Consider the following 13,264-nt stretch of genomic DNA (forward strand, 5'->3'; position numbering starts at 1 on the left):
CGCCCAGCCGTACCCCTCTCTCCGCCGCGACGGCGCTCGACCATGACGGCGCATCCCGGCGGTGCCGAACCCTCCGCAATCCGCACCTGCCCCTGCCCCTGCCCCTTACCCCCCGTAGGCCGCCCGCAGGGCATCCCGCACCGCGGACAGTGCCTCCTCCTCCCCCAGCCCCAGCCTCCGCACCCGCTCGGCATAAGCCTGCGCCGCCGCCGACGCCTCACGCTCCGCGGCCGAGCCGGCGGCAGCCACATACGTGCCGAGGCGCCCCCGCGTCTCGATCACCCCGTCGCCCTCCAGCGCCCGGTACGCCTTGGCCACCGTGTTCACCGCGAGCCCCAGGGACTCGGCCAGCCCCCGCACGGTCGGCAGCCGGTACCCCACGGGCAGCACCCCGGACCGCGCCTGCTCGGAAATCTGCGCCCGCACTTGCTCGTAGGGGGGCGCGCTGTCATCGATGCGGATCTTCAGGCTCACAGCCCGATTCTGTCGTACGCGCGGAAAAATGAGAGGCACCCGCCGGACGACCCCCCGTACGGTCCCTCCCCATGACATTGATCGTCCGCGCCGTACGCCCCGACGTACCGGCCGACACCGAGGGCTTCGCCCGAGTGCGCCGACTCGCCCTGCCGTACATCCTGTTCACGTCGGACTCGGTCGGGCACAACGCGCTGCACACGCATCCCGACGCCCACTACCGCCCGCTGCTCGCACAGGACGGGGACGGCGAGATCATCGGCACCGCCCAGGTCCTGCTGGCGTACGACAGCAGCGAGCCGGACCAGGGCATGCTGAACATCTACGTCCGGCCCGACCGAGCGGGCCGCGGCGCGGGCACGCTGCTGCTGCGCACGGCCGAGGAGTACCTCGCCTCGCTGGGCGCGACCAAGGTGTTCAGCTGGGTCCTGGACGAACCGGCCCACCGCGCCTTCGCCGAGCGGCACGGCTACCGGACCGGCAGGACCGCGCACTTCCTCCGCCTGGACCTGGCCGGCGGCGCCCTCCCGCCGCTGCCGCCCGTCCCGCCGGGCGTCGAGCTGCGCGCGGCCGCGGAGTTCGCGGACGATCCGCGCCCGCTGTTCGAACTGGACGCGGAGACCCTCCAGGACGAGCCGGGCGACCTCGACTTCGCACCCCGCGCCTACGACGACTGGCTGACGGGCACCTGGAACCACCCGCTGCTGAACCGCGAGCTGACCATGGCCGCGTGCGTCGACGGCCGTCCGGTCGCCTTCACCGTGGCCTACACCGACGGCGACGGCCGGTACTCCACCGCGATGACCGGCACCGCCCGCGCCCACCGCGGCCGCGGTCTGGCCAAGCTCGCCAAGCTGCACTCCCTGCACCGGGCCCGCGCCGCCGGCGTGACCGAGGCGTTCACGGGCAACGACGCCGGCAACGATCCGATGATCGCGATCAACAAGTGGCTCGGTTACGAGATCTGTGCGACGGAGGTCCGCCATGTCCGCGAACTCGGCTGAAGAGACGACCGGGTTGACCGTCAGGCTGGTCAAGGGCGGCCGCACGAAGATCCGTTACCCGGCGGAGCTGCTCGGCGACGACGGCAACCGGATCGCCGCCAGGGCGCCCTGGGCGGGCTCCGGCACCCGCGACTTCGGGTTCGTGCGCTTCGAGCCGGGCGATGTGTTCACCGAGTACTACTGGCGCGACCGGTGGTACGCGGTGAAGGAGGTCCGCGCCGCGGACGGCCGGGTCAAGGGCTGGTACTGCGACATCACCCGGCCCGCGGTCCGCACCGGCGCGGAACTGGTGGTGGAGGACCTCGACCTGGACCTGTGGCGCTCGGCCGACGGCAGGGACGTACGCCGGCTGGACGAGGACGAGTTCGCCGCGAGCGGGCTGGCCCGGACCGATCCGGCGGCCGCCGCGCACGCCGTGGCCGCCCTCGACGCGCTGGAGCGGCTCGCCCGCACGGGCGGTTTCGGCGAACTGCCGGCCTGAGCCCCCACCGGCGCCCGGAGCCCCCAGGCCCGCTCGGCAGCGCCCCACACAAGCTCAGACGCCCGCCACCACCGCGTACCGCTCGTCCGTCACCTCCTTCCCCCACAGCACCGCCTCCCCGGACAGCCGCTCCACGCGCGCGCCGGACGTCAGCGGCGCCAGCAGCGCGGTGAGCCGGTGCGCGGGTATGCCGACCGGATGCAGCTCGCCCCAGACGCCCTCGACCAGCACGAACCGGCCGCCGGGGCGCAGCAGGCCCCGCCAGTGCCGCAGCACGCGGGCCTGGTCGGGCAGCGTCCACAGCACATGGCGGACGAGGATCACATCGAAGCGCCGCTGCCCCACCGGCGGGTTCTCGGCCGGTCCGCACAGCACCTCGGCCGGGTGCCCGGCGAGCTTGGCGCGGGCCAGTGCGGTCATCGCCGGGGAGAGGTCGACGGCCGTCACCCGGTGTCCCTGCTCGGCCGCGAGGAGCGACAGGCTGCCGGTGCCGCAGCCGAGGTCGAGCACATCGGCGGGCCGCCGGGGCAGCCAGGAGCGGAGCCGGGCCGCCCAGGCGGCCCGCACCGCGGGATCGCGCAGGCCGTGGTCCGGTTCCTCGTCGAATCCGGCGGCCTGCGCATCCCAGTCCGGCGGCTGGGCAGTCGTATCCCTGTGCTCACGCTCATCGGTCATGACCAGAGAGTGACACACGCCACTGACAGACCCGGACGGATGAGGAACTCTCGCCCCACGCGTCTACCTCCGCCGGCGCGCGGAATCCCGGTAGGCACCGAAGGAGGCAGCCATGCGCCGTACATCCGTGCAGAAGCCGCTGAAGAGGACGGACGCCCGCCGGATCCGGGAAGAGGCGGAGGAGCGCCCGGCGGGGCGGCCCGAGGTGCGCAAGGACATCGCGCGCACCTGGTGGCCCGACGGCTGACCCCGCCCGGCGCCGGCCGGGTGCGGCCCTCAGCTGAGCGCGGAGGCGCAGGTGGTGGGGGTGGCGTGCGCGGGGTCGAGGGCGTTGGCGACCTCGTGGAAGGCGATGTGGTCGCCCAGGCCGATCGCCACGTGCTCGGAGAGGTCCACCGGGCACAGGTCCTGGAGCAGGACGTTGTGCACGTCGGGACCGCTGAGGTACTGGCTGCGCCAGGGGGTGGCCACCTCGTCGTACCGGGTCGCGATGACCGTGTAGTGCACTCCGGGCACGGTGTCGCCGCCCGCGTTGAGCTTGGTGAGGAAGGCGGAGCCGGGTATCTGGTCGGCGAGGCCGGGGGTGGTGGCCTTGACCAGGTCCGTGGCGCCGGGGAAGTACGGCAGCAGGTGGGTCAGGCCGCTGATGGTGGCGCCGTGGTTGTCGGGGGCGATGCCGACGAGCGCGTCGACCTTGGCCGCGCCGCCGAGGAATTTCAGGTAGTAGCGGGGCATCATGCCGCCCTGGGAGTGCCCGACCAGGTCGACCTTGGCGGCGCCGGTGGCGGAGCGCACCCGGTCCACGAAGGTGGCGAGCTGCGCGGCCGACTGGTCGATGGGGCCGAGCCCGAAGAAGACGGGGACGCCGGGGAGTTGGCCGTAGTCCAGGGAGAAGACGCAGTACCCGCGGGCCTCCAGGTAGGGGGCGAGGCCGAGCCAGTTGTCGACCGAGTTGCCGAGGGTCCCGTGGACCAGGACGACGGGGCGGGGGTGGGCGGCGGAGGGCTTGCAGGAGTAGTCGTTCCAGCCGGTGTGCGGGGCGGAATCGGCGTGCGCGGCCGTGGCGGGCAGGGCGACGGCGGCGGCGGACAGGAGCAGCGCGGTGAGGGGTCTGAGCAGTCGTTTCCAGGGCAGCATCGGGTGATCTCCTTGCGGCTCAAGGGGGTACAGCGGCCTGGCCCTGTGATCCGGATCACGAGGATGCTGTTCATCCGTCAAGTTACGGGCGGGTAGCGTCCGGGGGAAGTTACGCGCAAGTAAAACTTCCAGCCTCAACCACCCGACTGACGTACCGTCACCACACGGGCCGCACCGGTCCGTAGGGCGCGATCTTCGCCAACGCCCCCCGCAGCGCCCGCACTTCCGCCTCGCTCAGCAGCTCGCCCCACCCGCCGACCACCTCGGCCGCCGCCGCCTCCGCCGCCCGCGTGCAGGCCCGCCCGCGCTCGGTCAGCACGATCAACCGCGCCCGCGCGTCCCCCGGATGCGGCCGCCGCTCGGCGTACCCCTTGCGCACCACCTCGTCCACCAGCCACGAGGAGATCTTCCATCTGCTCGTCGGCGAGCTGCTCATCACGCTCGACGGCCGCACCGAGCGGGTGCGCGCGGGCGACACGGTGATCGTCAACGCCGGGGCCACGCTGGGCGTGGAGATCCCGGCCGAGCACACGGCGGTCTCCTGGGTCACCACCTCCGTCGGCCTCACGGCCGAGCCTGGCGGACGGCAGCCGGCTCACCCCGCCCTGGGCCAACTGATCCATTCGCCAGCGGAGTTACGCGGCAGGCGTGCCGTCGCCGCCGGCCGTACCGCGTCCGGCCCGAAGCGCCGGCGGGCCCGGTCGGCGGCGGCCTCGGCGGCGCGGGCGCGGGTGTCGGCGGGGTCCAGGGAGAGCTGGTGGCAGGCGTCGGCGGCCGGGCGCAGGTGGTCGGCGCGGAGCGTGAAGGCGCGCACCCGTGCCCGTTGCAGGCCGAGGGAGGCGAGCAGGCCCAGGGCCGCCGCGGCGAGGGCGGGCGAGTGGCCGGTGGCCTCCGGCAGGGTGCGCGCGCGGGTGCTGGAGCTGCGGTCGGCGTAGCGCACGGTGAGGGTGACCCGGCCCGCCACCCGCCGCTCGCCGCGCAGGAGTTGGCCGATCCGGTCGGCGAGCCCGAGGACGGACCGGTGCTGTTCCGCCGGGTCGAGGCAGTCCCGTTCCAGCACGAGGTCGGCGGTCAGCCGGTCCGCCGGCTCACTGGGCCTGACGGGCCGCGGGTCGTGGCCGCGGGCGCGTTCGGCCAGCAGCCGGGCGGTGGTCGCGCCGAGCAGGCGTTGCAGGGTCGCCGGGGAGAGGTCCGCGACTTGGCCGATGCTGTGCAGGCCGTACCTGCCGAGGGTGGTCGCCGTGGCGCGGCCGATCCCCGGCAGCGCGGTGACCGGCCGGGGGCGCAGCCATTCGGCGGCCCGTTCGGCGGGCACCCAGGTGGTCTCCCCCGGCGCGGACGCGTCGGCGGCCATCGCCGCGAGCATCCGGTTGCCCGCGAGCCCGGCGCTGCCGTCGATGCCGTAATGGGCCTTCAGCCGCATCATCGTCAGCTGGACCACGTCATAAGGGGACAGGTCGAAGTACCGCAGCGCCGAGGTCAGGTCCAGTTGCACGGCGTCGGGCGGCAGCTCCCGCACATGAGGCGTGACACCAGACACCAGTTCGATTACATGGCCGTACTGCTCCTCGTCCAGCGAGCCGTGCAGATACAGATGGGCGATGTGCCGCTGACGGTTGCTCATCCCGCGCTCCCCGGACTGGTGTAACCGAACTTCCTCAGATCGGCCGAACGGCTGCCGGCGGGCAGCAGATCGGCGTACGGGTGCAGGCGGGCGCCGGTGGTGCCGTTGACCAGGGTGCGCCGCGGCTGGGCGGGGGTCGGGTGCGGGCGGCGCTCGCCGAGCAGGGCGAGCGCCGCCTCGGGACCGTGGTCGCGGCGGGCGGCGGCGATCCGGTCGAGGTCCCAGGCCATGGTGCCGACGACGGTACGGCGGGTGCCGCGCACCTGCACCGTGCCGCGCACCAGCAGCAGCCCGCTGTGGAAGACGGTGTAGGCGCAGGCCGGGTGGGAGTCCTCGAAGAACGCCAGGTCGACCAGGCCGGAGCCGTCCTCCAGGGTGACGAAGATGATCCGCTTGCCGCTGGCGATCGGCGGGGTCTGGGTCGAGGCGCGGGCGCCCGCCACCAGCACCTGCTGCCCGGCCCGCAGCCCGGCCAGGTGTGCCGCGTCGGTCGCGCCGATCTCCCGCAGCAGCCGGTGGTGGTGCTCCATCAGGTGCTTGGAGACATCGATGCCGAGGGTGTTCAACTCCGCGCCGAGCGCCTCGCGTCCGGTCAGCTCCGGCAGCCCGCTCGGCTCGGACCCGCCCACCGCCCCGGCGATCAGGGGCAGTTGGCCGGCGCCCGCGGTCCGGTTGCGGCCGGCCCGGTGCAGTTCGGCGAGCTGGAGCAGCAGATCGCGCCGGGTGAGCCGGCCGTCGTGCAGGGAGCCCAACGCGCCGATCTCCGCGAGGCGTTCGGCGACCGGGCGGCTGGGCCGGGCCCGCTGCCAGAAGTCGGACAGCGAGCCGTACGGCTGCCCCGCCTCGATCCGCGCGCACTCCTGCTCGCCGATGCCGTGCACGGCGGACAGCGCGAGGCGCACGCCCCAGCGGTCCCCGTCGGTCTTCTCCACGGTGTGCCGCGCCGCGGACCGGTTGACGTCGACGGGCAGCACCGGCACCCCGCGCCGGCGCGCGTCGGCGACCAGGACCCGCTTGGGCCACATCCCCGGATCGTGTTCGAGCAGCCCGGCGAGCAGGAAGGCCGGGTGGTGCGCCTTGAGCCAGGCGCTCTGCAGGGCCGGTACGGCGAAGGCGACCGCGTGCGCCCGGCAGAAGCCGTACGCCCCGAAGGCCTCGATCGTCCGCCAGACCTCCTCCCGTACCGCCGCGTCGTAGCCGCGCGCGCGGGAGAGCCGGTGGAACCACTCCCTGATCTCGGGCAGCCGCTCCTTGTCGCCGAGGGCCCGCCGGGTGATTTCCGCGAAGGCCGGGTCGCAGCCGGTCAGCACCACCAGCGTCTCGATGATCTGCTCGTGCCAGATGGTCACGCCGTAGGTGTCGGCGAGCACCGGCTCCAGGTCCCGGTGGGCGTACGACGGCGTGCCGCCGTGCCGGGCGGCGATGTACCGCTCGGGCATGCCGCCCGCGACCGGTCCGGGGCGGAAGAGGCTGATGTCGGCGATGACGTCCTGCTGGTTGCGCGGCTGGAGCCGGGACAGCAGGTCCTGCTGGCCGGGCGACTCCAGCTGGAACAGGCCGAGGGTCTGGCTCTCCTGGATGAGCTTGAACGCGAACACGTCGTCCAGCGGCACCTGTCCGGGGTCGTCCAGGTCGATGCGGTCACCGGTGGTCCGTTCGATCTCCGCGACGGCGTGGGCCATCGCGGACTGCATCCGCACGCCCAGCACGTCGAGTTTGATGTTGCCGAGCGCCTCGATCTCCTCCTTCGCGGCCATGGCCATCGGGTAGTCGCCCTGCGGGGTGGGCTGCACCGGCAGCCGGTCCAGCAGGGTCGCGTCGCTGATGACCACGCCGCAGGGGTGCATGGCCATGCCGTGGACCAGCGAGTCGAGCCCCTCGGCCAGCTCCCACAGGGGCCCGAACCGGCCCGCCTCCGCGGCCAGTCGGCGCAGCTCGGGCAGTTCCGCGAGGGCCCCGGTGATGTCCGAGGCGCGCAGGTGCGGGAAGCTCTTGGCGATCCGGTCGACCTCCGCGGGCGCGATGCCGAGGGCGAGGCCGGTGTCGCGCAGCGCCCGGCGCGCCCGGTACGTCTCGGGCATCGCGGTGACCGCGACCCGCTCCTTGCCGAACCGCTCGAAGATCGCGTCGTAGCACTCCAGGCGGCGCGCGGACTCCACGTCGATGTCGATGTCGGGCAGCGAGACCCGGCGGTCGCTGAGGAACCGTTCGAACAGCAGGCGGTGCTCCAGCGGGTTGGCGGTGGCGATGCCCAGCGCGTGGCAGACCAGCGAGCCGGCGCCGGAGCCGCGGGCCGCGACCCGGATGCCCTTGGCCCGTATGTCGGCGACGACCTGGCCGACGGCGAGGAAGTACGAGTCGTAGCGCAGCCGGGAGATCACGGCGAGTTCCTCGTTGAGCCGGGCGCGCGCCACCGGATCGCGGTCGAGGCCCCGGCGGGCCAGGCCCTCCGCGCAGCGCCGGCGCAGCAGCCGGGCGGCGCCGTCCGCGCCGGAGCCGGCGCCGAAGAGGGCGGGCTCGGGGAAGTGCGGGATGCCGAGGCCGAGGTCGGCGCGGGGGTCGAGGACGCATTCGGCGGCCGTGGCCGCGGTGTCGGCGAGCAGCCGGCGGGCCCGCCGCTCGTCGGCTCCGGCGCACTCGGCGACCATGCGCGCGAGGACCGTCATCGCCCGCTCGTCCTTGAGCCAGCGCTGCCCGCTGTCCAGGCGGCGCCGGTCGATCGGGCGCAGCAGCCGGGCGGCGTCCAGGACGTCGGCGAGGCGGTGCTGTTCCGGGTCGGCGTAGCGGACGGCGTTGGTGAGGACGGCGGTGGTGCCGGTGCGGTCGGCCAGTGCCAGGGTGCGGGCGGCGAGGCGGAGGGAGCCCGGACCCGTGCCAAAACGTTTCTGCGCGACGGCCTCCAGCCGGACCTCCCGCCCGAAGACCTCCCGCCACGGCGCGAGCAGCCGCACCGCGACATCCTCCCGGCCCACCGACAGCGCCCGCACCGGCTCCGAGAGGGGGCCGAGCAGGACCAGCAGTCCCGGACCGCCGTGCTCCCGCAGCGCCGCCCAGGGCACCACGGGCGCCCGGCCGCCGAGGGCGTCCGCGTGGGCGGCCGAGGTGATCCGGCACAGCCGCGCCCAGCCCTCCCGGTTCCGCGCGAGCAGCACGACGCGCAGCGGCGGCTCGACCACATGGGCGCCGCCGCGCGCCGGGGTACGGCGGCGCAGGGCGGGCGGCGGCGGGGCGAGCGCCTCGACCGCGAGATCGACGCCGAAGACCGGCCGCACCCCCTCCCTCGCACAGGCCCGCGCGAATCGAACAGCGCCGGCGACCGTGTCCCGGTCGGTCAGCGCGAGCACCGCCATCCCCCGCTCGGCCGCGCGCCGCGCCAGTTGTTCCGGGTGGGCGGCGCCGTAGCGGGCGGAGTAACCGGACGCGACATGCAGCTGAGCGAAGCCCGCCATGCCGCACCTCCCTCACTCCACCCCTTTTCAGCCATACGCCCGATACGTCCATCGTACGCTCGTTCGATTACTGTAGCTCCATCGACGCTGGTCGGCGAGCCGATTCGAACGGGTGGGTGATTTCTTACGGGCTGTGAGCGGGCATGTTCGATGGCCGAAACCACGACGTCCCGCCCCGAGGGTTCGGGGCGGGACGCGGGATCGGGGCGGCGGTCAGCCGATGGTGGTGCCCGTGGCGGAGAGGGCCGCGGTGACCGGCTGGAAGAAGGTCTGGCCGCCGGAGGCGCAGTCGCCGCTGCCGCCGGAGGTCAGGCCGATCGCCTTGTCGCCGGAGAACAGCGAGCCGCCGCTGTCGCCGGGCTCGGCGCAGACGTCGGTCTGGATCAGCCCGCTGACCGTGCCCTCCTGGTAGTTCACGGTGGCGTTCAGACCGGTGACCGTGCCGTCGTGCACATGACTGGTGGACCCGCTGCGGGTGACCTTCATGCCCACCGTGGCCTCGGCGGCGCCGGTGATCTTCTGGGCCGAGCCGTCGTAGAGGTCGACCTCGCTCGGGTGGGCGGCGTCCGAGGTGTACTTGACCAGGCCGAAGTCGGTGCCCGGGAAGTGGGACTCGGCGTTCTGCCCGATCTCGTTGCCGTCGGCGTCCGACCAGGTGGAGATGTCCGCGGTGCAGTGCCCGGCGGTCAGGAAGTACGGCTGCCCGTCCTTGACCACGTTGAAGCCGAGCGAGCAGCGGCCGCCGGAGCCGTTGATGGCGTCGCCGCCGGCGATGAAGGGCTTGTACTCGCCCTGGAACCGCTTGAGTTCGGCCGTGTCGCCGAGCCCGCGGACCACCTTGCTCAGCCTGTCCCAGCGGGCGCCGGTGACGGACTTGTCGGCCGTGACGACGACCTTGTCCGACACCGGGTCGATGGACCAGGACGTGCCCGGAATGGTCGCGTCCTTCTTCAGCGTCGCACGGGCGCCGTCGAGCTGGGCGAGCGTGCGGGTGACGATTCTGGCCTTCGCGCCCCTGGCCTCGACGGTCTTCGCGGCGGTCGCGTCGAGCACGTTCACGACGAGGCTCCTGGCCTTGGCGTCGTAGTAGCTGCCCGCCGTGTCCGCACCGAGGTGCCTGGTCAGGTCGGAGGCCAGCGTCGCGGCCGCCGGAGCGGACAGCGGCCGGAGCTGGACAGCGGGCTTCGCGGGCTCACTGGCGTTCGCATTCTGCAAGGTGACACCCGCTGCGGCCAGCGCGGCGACACCCGCGCCGGCCATGACGAGCCGGCGCCTGGGTATGCGTCGGTGCTTCAACTCACGTCCTCCTGTGGGGGGACGGCCGCCGGATTGTGGGGACCCGACGACCGGAAGGCTGGTTGACGGGCGCCCACTCTTCCGAAACCCACAGGGCACACACAAGGCCGAGTTCCGGACGGGCCGGAGAAGGCTCCCCGCCCGCCCGTTCACAGCTGACCCATCCTCACCACCGAGGAAATTTCGGGGCGCAAACACGACGGGCGAGTGGCCCTCATCGGAACGTGACGACGGAACATGGCTCGTTTCGTTCGCCGCCGTCGCCCTTCCTTCACAAGCCGGGCATGAGGAAGCCCCCGCACGGGCGCATCCGTGCGGGGGTTCACAGCGACCGGCCGAAGCAGGGCCCGGTCAGGGGAGCGTGACGCCGTAGTAGCTCAGCGCCTCGGTCACCGGCTGGAAGAAGGTCGTACCGCCGGAGGTGCAGTCGCCGCTGCCGCCGGAGGTCAGGCCGTAGGCGACGGACCCGTTGTACAGCGGGCCGCCGCTGTCGCCGCCCTCGGCGCAGACCGTGGTCTGGATCAGGCCGGAGACGATGCCGTCACTGCCGTAGTTGACGGTGGCGTTGAGCGCGGTGACCTTGCCGCTGTGCGTACCGGTGGTCGAGCCGCGCCGGTAGACGGTCTGGCCCACGCTCGGGGTGGCCGCGCTGGAGATGGTCTGGCTGCCGACCGCGCTCGGGTGCGCGATCGAGGAGTTGGTGTACTTGACGAGCGCGAAGTCGTTGCCCGGGAAGCTGTAGCCCACGTTGGTGCCCAGCGTGGTGGTGTGCCCGGAGTTGCTGTACCAGGTGGAGGCGACCTGGCCGCAGTGCCCCGCGGTCAGGAAGTAGTACGTGCTGCCGCTGTGCACGTTGAAGCCGAGCGAGCAGCGGTACTGGCCGCCGTAGATGGCGTCGCCGCCGCTGATCAGCGGCTTGAACGTGCCGACCGTGCGCTTGATGGTGAGCGCGCCCGCCTCGGCGCCGGCCTGCTTCTTGATCTTGGCGATCCCGGCCTGGGAGACCCTGCTGTCGACGGTGACCACGACGTGGTTGTTCTTGGCGTCGACGGCCCAGGCGGTGCCGGGGACGTCCGCCTTCATCACCGAGTCGCTCGCGCGGGTGAGCTGCGCGGCGCTGAAGGGGTGGGCGTCGCTGGCGTTCGCCGTGGGGGCGGCGAACGCCGCTGCGGCCAGGAAGCCCGCGGCCACGGCGATCAGCCGGGTACGTCTCGCCGGGCCGCTCGGGACGGTGGTGCGCTTGTTCCTCACTTTTCGTTCCCTCCAAGGGGAGTCGGGGGCCCGCGTGGGGTCGGGGCCCGTGAGGCGCAGTCAGGGCCGTGACCGGGTTCCGGTTTCTTCATGTCCCTGACAAGCGCTGAGGGGGAGTATTCGGCCGACCGCCCGGTACGCACAAGGGTGCCTTTCGGCCGTCGGACTTTAGTCCTCCTTTGCCCAACGGCCGTGGCTTTAACTCCTGTTGGCGTCAGCTCAGCGTCCGCTCCCCCGCCTCGACCGCCGTGTCCAGCGTGTTCCCGGGCGGCGGGAGGGGGCACAGGAAGTGGTCGGCGAAGGCGCAGGGCGGGAGCTGCGCGCGGTTGAAGTCGACGGTCGTACGGCCCTCCGCGTCCGGCGCGTCCGGGTAGAGGAAGCGGAACCGGAAACTGGTGTCGCCGCTGGTGGTGTCGGCGAACACCGCCCACAGCGGGCCCTCGCCCTGCCGCGCCACGGCCAGCGTCCGCTCCCGCCCGGCCAGGGTGAAGGCGAGTTCACCGGCGAGGGCGAAGCCGCGGGTACGGCCGTCCGCGTTGCCGAGCCGCAGGACGCGCTGCGCGTCGTACGGCGTGAAGCGGCCCGGCACCGACCACTCGGGGTCGTACTCGCTGGCCACGATGCCCCGGAACTCCCGGCGGGCCGCGGCGCCGGGGTCGTAGACCCGCACCCCCCAGATGCCCTCACGCACCAGGACGACCAGCCGTTTCTCGCCGAGCGAGACGCGGGCGGCGGCCTCCGGGCCGGTGTCGGCGGTCAGCCGGATCTCCCCGGCGAAGGGGCGGCGGTCCACCCGGAGCCCGTCGGCCTCGGTGGCTGTCAGCACAATGCCTTCACCATCCGCCACCCAAATCCCTGGAATGTCCGGAAGTCGCCCCTCCGGCTGGTCCTCGATCCAGTAGGTGCCGGTCAGCGCGAGCGGTCCGTAGGGCGCGGTGACCGACTCCTCCCGCTTCTCCCGCCACTGCTTCCATGCGTCGAACGCGTCGATTGCCATGCCGTTCCATCCCTTTGTGTGCTTTGTCTTCCCCGGCCGCGGTGCATGGTGGGCGGGGCGGGCCAGGCCCAGGTGCTCGCGGAGGGTGCCGCCCGGATAGAAGGTCCGGAACAGGCCCCGGTGCTGGAGTAACGCCACCGTGCCGTTGACCAGCCGCTCCAGGTCGCGGCGGGGCTCGACGGGGACCAGGTGGAAGCCGTCGGCGGCGCCCTCCGCGTGCCAGGCGGCGAGCAGGTCCGCGAGATCGACCGGCCCGCCCCGGTACAGCGGGCCCCGCGCGGTGGGCCGGGGACCGCCCCCGCCGTGGCCGGGCTCGGCCGCGCACTCCCCGCCGCCGAGGTCCACCCGCAGGCTCACCAGCACCCGCAGGGCACCGGCCTCCCGCCCCGCCCTCGCCACCCGCTCCCGCAACTCCTCGCGTACGGTGACCGCTTGGGCCGGGCTCACGGCGCGGATCAGGGCGACATCGGCGTAATGGGCGGCGAGGGCACGGGCGCGCCGGGTGCTCGCGTCGATGAGGCGGAGGGGGGTGAGGTGGTACGACGGGTCGGGGACGGGGTGGTACGACGGGTCGGGGGTGGTGTCGGGGGCGGGGGTGGTGTCGGGGCCGGAGCCGACGCCGAAGCCAGGGCCGACGCCGAGACCGGGGTGGACGCTCTGACCGGGGTGGACGCCGAAGCCGGAGCCGACGCCGGGACCGGAATCGCTGCCGAGACCCGCGCCGGGGCCGACACCGGGACCGCAGCCGAGACCGAGACCGGGACTGAAGTCGGCGCCGACACCGAAGCCGGAGCCGACGCCGGGACCGGAATCGCTGCCGAGACCCGCGCCGGGGCCGACACCGGGACCGCAGCCGAGACCGAGACCGGGACTGAA

The 13,264-nt window shown here is 73.5% G+C and carries 11 protein-coding genes and 3 pseudogenes; 4 read left to right on the forward strand and 10 right to left on the reverse strand.

Annotated elements, in window-relative coordinates; all coding sequences use genetic code 11:
• Positions 1-105: 105 nt before the first annotated feature.
• Positions 106-474 carry a GntR family transcriptional regulator gene (locus AC069R_RS21380; protein WP_471067591.1) on the reverse strand — a complete coding sequence of 123 codons (369 nt, stop codon included), beginning with the start codon at positions 472-474 and terminating at the stop codon, positions 106-108.
• A 71-nt stretch (positions 475-545) separates the two neighbouring features.
• On the opposite strand from AC069R_RS21380, the gene AC069R_RS21385 reads away from it, so the two are divergent.
• Both AC069R_RS21385 and AC069R_RS21390 read left to right on the forward strand, forming a co-directional pair.
• Entirely contained in the window at positions 546-1,478 is a 933-nt protein-coding gene (locus AC069R_RS21385) for an N-acetyltransferase family protein (RefSeq protein WP_478768402.1), read from the forward strand.
• Positions 1,459-1,959 carry a ribonuclease FAU-1 family protein gene (locus AC069R_RS21390; protein WP_478768403.1) on the forward strand — a complete coding sequence of 167 codons (501 nt, stop codon included), beginning with the start codon at positions 1,459-1,461 and terminating at the stop codon, positions 1,957-1,959. The genes AC069R_RS21385 and AC069R_RS21390 overlap by 20 nt, the downstream gene beginning before the upstream one ends.
• Before the next feature lie 54 nt (positions 1,960-2,013).
• Here AC069R_RS21390 and AC069R_RS21395 read toward each other — a convergent pair whose 3' ends face one another.
• Positions 2,014-2,634 (reverse strand): class I SAM-dependent methyltransferase, encoded by a 621-nt coding sequence (locus tag AC069R_RS21395; RefSeq protein ID WP_478768404.1) that lies wholly within the window; start codon positions 2,632-2,634, stop codon positions 2,014-2,016.
• Positions 2,635-2,746: 112 nt separating this feature from the next.
• On the opposite strand from AC069R_RS21395, the gene AC069R_RS21400 reads away from it, so the two are divergent.
• Positions 2,747-2,881, forward strand: coding sequence for a hypothetical protein (locus AC069R_RS21400; protein WP_478768405.1), 135 nt, complete (start codon positions 2,747-2,749; stop codon positions 2,879-2,881).
• Positions 2,882-2,910: 29 nt separating this feature from the next.
• Here the strand turns inward: AC069R_RS21400 and AC069R_RS21405 are convergent, their stop codons facing one another.
• Entirely contained in the window at positions 2,911-3,771 is an 861-nt protein-coding gene (locus tag AC069R_RS21405) for an esterase/lipase family protein (protein ID WP_478768406.1), read from the reverse strand.
• Positions 3,772-3,928: 157 nt separating this feature from the next.
• Positions 3,929-4,174, reverse strand: a pseudogene (locus AC069R_RS21410) (MarR family winged helix-turn-helix transcriptional regulator); the annotation flags it as partial.
• Here AC069R_RS21410 and AC069R_RS21415 point away from each other — a divergent pair.
• Positions 4,143-4,235 (forward strand): annotated as a pseudogene (locus AC069R_RS21415) (cupin domain-containing protein); the annotation flags it as partial. The pseudogenes AC069R_RS21410 and AC069R_RS21415 overlap by 32 nt on opposite strands.
• Before the next feature lie 131 nt (positions 4,236-4,366).
• On the opposite strand, the gene AC069R_RS21420 reads toward AC069R_RS21415, so the two are convergent.
• From AC069R_RS21420 to AC069R_RS21445, 6 genes and pseudogenes are all read right to left on the reverse strand, one after another.
• Positions 4,367-5,395 carry a DNA polymerase Y family protein gene (locus tag AC069R_RS21420; RefSeq protein ID WP_478768407.1) on the reverse strand — a complete coding sequence of 343 codons (1,029 nt, stop codon included), beginning with the start codon at positions 5,393-5,395 and terminating at the stop codon, positions 4,367-4,369.
• The gene (locus AC069R_RS21425; RefSeq protein ID WP_478768408.1) at positions 5,392-8,844 is read right to left on the reverse strand and encodes a DNA polymerase III subunit alpha; all 3,453 of its coding nucleotides are present in this window, start codon (positions 8,842-8,844) and stop codon (positions 5,392-5,394) included. Before AC069R_RS21425 ends, AC069R_RS21420 begins: the two co-directional genes overlap by 4 nt.
• 213 nt (positions 8,845-9,057) lie before the next feature.
• Positions 9,058-10,140 carry a S1 family peptidase gene (locus AC069R_RS21430; protein ID WP_478768409.1) on the reverse strand — a complete coding sequence of 361 codons (1,083 nt, stop codon included), beginning with the start codon at positions 10,138-10,140 and terminating at the stop codon, positions 9,058-9,060.
• Between the two features lie 351 nt (positions 10,141-10,491).
• Entirely contained in the window at positions 10,492-11,391 is a 900-nt protein-coding gene (locus AC069R_RS21435) for a S1 family peptidase (protein WP_478768410.1), read from the reverse strand.
• Positions 11,392-11,605: 214 nt separating this feature from the next.
• Positions 11,606-12,388: a DUF1684 domain-containing protein gene (locus AC069R_RS21440; RefSeq protein ID WP_478768462.1), complete on the reverse strand. Its 783-nt coding sequence runs from the start codon at positions 12,386-12,388 to the stop codon at positions 11,606-11,608.
• Between the two features lie 48 nt (positions 12,389-12,436).
• A pseudogene (locus AC069R_RS21445) lies at positions 12,437-12,925 on the reverse strand (LLM class flavin-dependent oxidoreductase); the annotation flags it as partial.
• Between the last annotated feature and the right edge of the window lie 339 nt (positions 12,926-13,264).

Source organism: Streptomyces sp. NPDC043952, assembly GCF_056435325.1.

Coding starts and splice junctions, on each gene's coding strand:
- AC069R_RS21385 (WP_478768402.1), top strand. CDS start 546: ATGACATTGATCGTCCGCGCCGTACGCCCCGACGTACCGGCCGACACC.
- AC069R_RS21390 (WP_478768403.1), top strand. CDS start 1,459: ATGTCCGCGAACTCGGCTGAAGAGACGACCGGGTTGACCGTCAGGCTG.
- AC069R_RS21395 (WP_478768404.1), bottom strand. CDS start 2,634: ATGACCGATGAGCGTGAGCACAGGGATACGACTGCCCAGCCGCCGGAC.
- AC069R_RS21400 (WP_478768405.1), top strand. CDS start 2,747: ATGCGCCGTACATCCGTGCAGAAGCCGCTGAAGAGGACGGACGCCCGC.
- AC069R_RS21405 (WP_478768406.1), bottom strand. CDS start 3,771: ATGCTGCCCTGGAAACGACTGCTCAGACCCCTCACCGCGCTGCTCCTG.
- AC069R_RS21420 (WP_478768407.1), bottom strand. CDS start 5,395: ATGAGCAACCGTCAGCGGCACATCGCCCATCTGTATCTGCACGGCTCG.
- AC069R_RS21425 (WP_478768408.1), bottom strand. CDS start 8,844: ATGGCGGGCTTCGCTCAGCTGCATGTCGCGTCCGGTTACTCCGCCCGC.
- AC069R_RS21440 (WP_478768462.1), bottom strand. CDS start 12,388: ATGGCAATCGACGCGTTCGACGCATGGAAGCAGTGGCGGGAGAAGCGG.